Origin of the sequence: Nocardia sp. NPDC058497, from assembly GCF_042720195.1 — a bacterium.
GTDB lineage: Bacteria > Actinomycetota > Actinomycetes > Mycobacteriales > Mycobacteriaceae > Nocardia.
This window is the reverse complement of record NZ_JBHXMY010000417.1, coordinates 1-5,314: the sequence shown is the minus strand read 5'-3', so window position 1 is coordinate 5,314 and position 5,314 is coordinate 1. Positions and strand designations below refer to the sequence as shown.

Annotated in this window: 5 protein-coding genes; all 5 read left to right on the top strand. The window is 70.5% G+C overall.

The genetic code is table 11. The features are described from left to right. The coding region (mvk, locus tag ACFWPJ_RS23595) for a mevalonate kinase (RefSeq protein WP_378854567.1) at positions 1 to 1,050 on the top strand (1,050 nt) is incomplete at its 5' end. 38 nt (positions 1,051 to 1,088) lie between these two features. Next, a complete protein-coding gene (gene mvaD / locus ACFWPJ_RS23590; RefSeq protein ID WP_378854566.1) occupies positions 1,089 to 2,153 on the top strand; it encodes a diphosphomevalonate decarboxylase in 1,065 nt (354 codons plus the stop codon). Positions 2,154 to 2,253: 100 nt separating this feature from the next. Continuing rightward, positions 2,254 to 3,411 (top strand): phosphomevalonate kinase, encoded by a 1,158-nt coding sequence (locus ACFWPJ_RS23585; protein WP_378854565.1) that lies wholly within the window; start codon positions 2,254 to 2,256, stop codon positions 3,409 to 3,411. Continuing rightward, positions 3,408 to 4,505 carry a type 2 isopentenyl-diphosphate Delta-isomerase gene (gene fni / locus ACFWPJ_RS23580; RefSeq protein ID WP_378854564.1) on the top strand — a complete coding sequence of 366 codons (1,098 nt, stop codon included), beginning with the start codon at positions 3,408 to 3,410 and terminating at the stop codon, positions 4,503 to 4,505. Before ACFWPJ_RS23585 ends, fni begins: the two co-directional genes overlap by 4 nt. Then, positions 4,498 to 5,314, top strand: an 817-nt coding sequence (locus tag ACFWPJ_RS23575) for a hydroxymethylglutaryl-CoA reductase (protein ID WP_378854563.1), incomplete at its 3' end; no start/stop codon positions are given. The genes fni and ACFWPJ_RS23575, both read left to right, overlap by 8 nt.

Sequence of the window (5,314 nt, the reverse complement as noted above, 5' to 3'; positions counted from 1 at the left end):
CGGGCGGGGCGGGGCCTGCCCGAGTTCGGGAGAGGAATCGTCGAGTACGGTCATCCTGTTCGAGAGCGCATCAGACACAACTCCACCGGCGCGGGCCCCGTTCCCGGCGTCGGCCATTCCTATGCCAAGGCGATCCTGCTGGGCGAGCACACCGTCGTCCACGGCACGCCCGCGATCGCGTTCCCGCTGCCCGCGCTGCCGGTGCGCGCCCTCGCCCGTCGCGGCGCTGCCGGTGTGCAGTCGGATGTGCCCGCCGAGGGTGGTTTCCGGTTCCTCGCGGGCGATTCGCACATGGCGACCACCGCGTCCGGACCCCGTGTCGCGGTCGAAGAAGCGTTGCGGCGGTGGGGATTCGGCGGCGATGTCGTCGATGTCGTTGTCGAGTGCGATATTCCGCTGGCGCGCGGGCTCGGCTCCAGTGCCGCCTGCGCGGGCGCGGCGGTGCGCGCTGTCGCCGACCTGTACGGCCGCACCGTCGATCCCGGCACGCTCTACGAACTCGTGCAGTGCGGCGAGCAGGTCGCGCACGGCCGGGCCAGCGGCATCGACGCCAGCGCCGTCCTGGCGAGCGGCCCGATCCTGTTCCAGCAGGGCTCGGCTCGTCCGATGGACATCGGCCTGGACGCGGCCTTGGTGATCGCCGACACCGGCGTGCCCGGTTCCACCCAGCAGGCGGTGGCGGGCGTGCGGGGCACCCTGGAGCGCGATCCGCGCGCCGCGGAGCATCTGCTGGCCAGGGCCGCCGACCTGATCGGTTCCGCCGCGGCCGACCTGTCGGCCGGGCGCGCCGAGTCGCTGGGCAAGACGATGCTCGATTTCCAGGGTCTGCTCGCCGAACTCGGCGTCAGCACACCGCATATCGACACCCTCGTCGACGCGGCGCTCGACGCGGGCGCGTTCGGCGCGAAGCTGACCGGCGCCGGCCTCGGCGGCTGCGTCCTCGCGCTCACCGAGACCGGCGGCGCACTCGCGGTGAGTGCCGCGCTGCGCCGGGCCGGTGCCGTGCAGACCTGGACGGTCGGCACCGCGAGACTGCGCTCGGCCTCCTAGTCCCTATCCTCCTCGAGACCGGAACTCGATACACACCGATGACTTTTTCCTCCGCAGTACCCGTAGTACCCCTAGCGTCCGAACGGCCCGAGGATCGTGTCCGTGACGGCGAGGCCGTCGCCCTCGCCTACCCGAACATCGCCCTGGTGAAGTACTGGGGCAAGCGCGACGAAACCCTGTTCCTCCCCGTCACGGGGAGCCTGTCGATGACGCTGGACATCTTCCCGACCACGACGTCGGTGCGGCTGATCGACGGACCGGCCGATACCGTCGAGCTCAACGACACCGCCGCCACCGGCACCGCGCTCGCCCGCGTCGAGAAGTTCCTCGACCTGGTCCGCGCCAAGGCGGGCCGCACCGAACGCGCCGCGGTGGTGACCGCCAACGCGGGCCCGACCGGTGCCGGCCTGGCATCCTCGGCGAGCGGGTTCGCCGCACTGGCCACCGCCGCGGCCGCCGCCTACGGCCTGGACCTGGACGGCCGTGCCCTCTCCCGCCTGGCCCGCCGCGGCTCCGGCTCGGCCTCCCGCTCCATCTTCGGCGGCTTCGTCGTCTGGCACGCGGGTGAAGGCGAGGGCGAAGCGGGCGATCTGAGCTCCTACGCCGAGCCGATCGGCGGCGACGAACTCGACCCGGCGCTGGTCGTGGCCGTCGTCGAGGCGGGCGCGAAGGCGGTATCGAGCCGCGTCGCCATGCGCCGGACCACCGAGACCTCGCCGTTCTACCGCCCGTGGGCCGAGTCCTCGGTGCTCGACCTCGCCGAGATGCGCAAAGCCGTTGCCCGCCAGGATCTTCCCGCGATCGGTGAGATCGCCGAGCGCAACGCCCTCGGGATGCACGCCACCATGCTGACGGCCCGCCCGGGCATCCGCTACCTGTCGCCGCACTCGCTCGCGATCCTGGACGCGGTGCTCGCGCTCCGAGCCGACGGCATCATCGCCTACGCGACCATCGACGCGGGACCCAACGTGAAGGTGCTGTGTACCCGCGCCGATGCGCCTCTGGTGGCCGCCACGATCGAGGGCCTGGGGGAGTTCGTCACGACCCGGACCGCGCATATCGGTCCGGGCGCACGCCTGACGACGGGTGGCGACGGTGAGTAGTCACGGAGATCGGTCCGGGACCCTGACTGCGGACAGTCGGCGATCGCCGACCGGCCACGCAGGTCGGCCCTGGAGTGGGGGAGCCGACGGCCTTCGGCCTGTGATCAGTTGTCGCGCAGCAGGAAAGCTGTTCATCGCAGGTGAATACGCCGTCGTCGAGCCTGGGCATCTGGCAGTGCTCACCGCTGTCGACCGCTACGCCACCGCCACGGTCACCGACGCTGCTACCGGGGTGACTGAGGCGTCTGCCACGGTGACCGGCGCGTCCGCCGCGGTGACTGACGCGGCCGCCGGGGCGGTTGTGACGCTGCGGTCGGACCTGGACGGTGGCGTGACGCTGGCCTGCGGCCGCGACGATGATCGTTTGGTCCCGCTGACGCCCGATGCCGGTGTGCCCTCGGCATTCGCCTATGTCTTCGCCGCAGCATCGGTCATCGATCGGCTGCTCACCGAGCGTGGAATCCCCTCTCGCCCTTATGAAGTGGACATCACGGCCGATCTCGGCGATGCCGACGGCCGCAAGTACGGTCTCGGCTCCAGTGCGGCCGTGACCGTGGCCACCGTCGCCGCCCTCGGGCAGTTCCACGAGCTCGAGCTCACGGCGATGCAGCGGTACCGGCTGGCCATGCTGGCCACGATCGCGGTCAACCCGCGTGCTTCGGGCGGTGATGTGGCGGTGAGCACCTGGGGTGGCTGGCTCGCCTACGGTTCCCCCGATCGCGCGGTCGTCGCCGAGATCGCCGCCGCTGAGGGCATCGATGCCGCGTTGGGCGCACCGTGGCCCGGGTTGTCCATCCGTCCGCTGCCCACGCCGACCGGGCTCGCCGTGCAGGTCGGCTGGACCGGAAACCCGGCCTCCACACCGGCATTGGTCGGTGCCGCCACCTGGGCCCGGGGTGATCGGACCGTGTTCAACGCGCGCAGCAACGAGTGCGTGCAGCGCCTGCTGACCGCGATCGAAGCCGACGACTCCGCCGCGATCGGCAGCGAGATCGACTGCGCGCGTGAACTTCTGCTCGGTCTCGACGAGACCTCCGGCCTCGGCATCATGACGCCACGCCTGCACGCGCTGTGCGCGGCGGGGGCCGCCCTGGGCGCCGCGACCAAACCGTCCGGCGCGGGCGGCGGCGACTGTGGCATCGCGCTCGTCGACCGCACCCGCACGGCCGCGATCGCCGAACTCACCGGCCGGTGGATCGCCGCCGGAATCCGCCCGCTGCCGTTGCGGACCCACCCGTTCGAAGGGGAGACCGCATGATCGCCGATCGCAAGGACGACCACGTTCGCCACGCGGTGAATCAGCGCCGCGCCGACACCGGCGCCAACGACTTCGACCGCATCACCTTCGTCCACCACGCGCTGGCGGGCATCGACAGCGACGACGTGTCACTGGCCGTCGATGTCGCCGGAAAGCAGTGGGACACACCGCTCTACGTCAACGCGATGACCGGCGGCAGCGCCAACACCGGCGAGATCAACCGCAAACTGGCCATCGCCGCCCACGAGACCGGCATCCCCATCGCCTCCGGCTCGATGAGCGCCTACTTCCGCGACCCCGCGGTCGCAGGCACCTATCGCGTGCTGCGCCAGGAGAATCCGCACGGGTTCGTCATGGCGAACGTCAACGCGACGGCGTCGCTGGATCAGGTGCGGCGGGCGATCGACCTGCTCGAGGCCGACGCGCTCCAGATCCACCTCAACGCGGTCCAGGAAGTCGTCATGCCCGAGGGCGACCGGTCCTTCGGATCGTGGCCCCGCCAGATCGAGCACATCACTGCCAACGTCCCGGTCCCGGTGATCGTCAAGGAAGTCGGGTTCGGCCTCAGCAGGCAGACCGTCGCCTGGCTGCGCGACGCCGGTGTCTCGGTGGCCGATGTCGGTGGCCGCGGCGGCACGAACTTCGCCCGGATCGAGAACGAGCGCCGCCCGGCCGCCGACTTCGCCTTCATCGAGAGCTGGGGCCAGTCGACCCCCACTTGCCTGCTGGACTGCGCGGGCATCGACGGAATCGATATCGCCGCGTCCGGTGGCATCCGCTCACCCCTCGACATCGCCCGCGCCCTGGCGCTCGGCGCCGACGCGACCGGTGTGGCGGGCGCTTTCCTGGACACGATCGTGCGCCAGGACACCGAGGCGCTGGTCACGCAGATCCGCACCTGGCTCGCTCAACTGCGCCAGATCCTGACCGTGCTCGGCGCCCGCACCCCGGCCGGGCTGACCGGCTGCGACCTGCTGATCACCGGGGACGTGGCGACCTTCTGCGCGCTGCGCGGCATCGACGTGGCGGCACTTGCCCACCGGAGTCCCCGGTGGCGCGAATCGAACGACCGAGGAGAAGTCATCCATGAATGACATGTCGTACGCAGCGGTCCCGCTGCAGTGGGTGGGGCCTGTGCGCATCACGGGCAATATCGTCGACGACGCCGTCGACGTCCCCTTGGCCACCTACGAAACGCCCCTGTGGCCCTCGGTCGGCCGTGGCGCGCGGATCTCCACGCTGTCCGAGCGCGGCATCGTCGCGACGCTGATCGACGAGCGGATGACCCGCTCGATCCTGCTCGAGGCCGACGACGCCTACACCGCGCTCACCACCGTCCGGCAGCTGAAGGATCGCTTCGCCGAACTGCAGGACGTGGTCGCCGGCAGCAGCCGCTTCGCCCGGCTCATCGATCTGCACCACCAGATCAACGGCAATCTGCTGTTCCTGCGCTTCGAGTTCAGCACCGGTGACGCCTCGGGCCACAACATGGCGACCCTGGCCAGCGACCACCTGATGGACCACATCCTGGCCACCATGTCCGGCGTGCGGTACGGCTCGATCTCGGGCAACTACTGCACCGACAAGAAGGCCACCGCGGTCAACGGGATCCTCGGCCGCGGCAAGAACGTCGTCACCGAACTGCTGATCCCGCGTGAGGTGGTGGCCCAGCGCCTGCACACCAGCGCCCGCCAGGTGGTGGAACTCAATATCCGCAAGAACCTGATCGGCACGCTGCTGGCGGGCGGAATCCGTTCCGCCAACGCGCATTACGCCAATATGCTGCTGGCGTTCTACTTGGCCACCGGGCAGGACGCGGCCAATATCGTCGAGGGCTCCCAGGGCGTCACCCACGCCGAGGACCGCGACGGTGACCTGTACTTATCGTGCACGCTGCCCAACC

Coding starts and splice junctions, on each gene's coding strand:
- fni (WP_378854564.1), top strand. CDS start 3,408: ATGATCGCCGATCGCAAGGACGACCACGTTCGCCACGCGGTGAATCAG.
- mvaD (WP_378854566.1), top strand. CDS start 1,089: ATGACTTTTTCCTCCGCAGTACCCGTAGTACCCCTAGCGTCCGAACGG.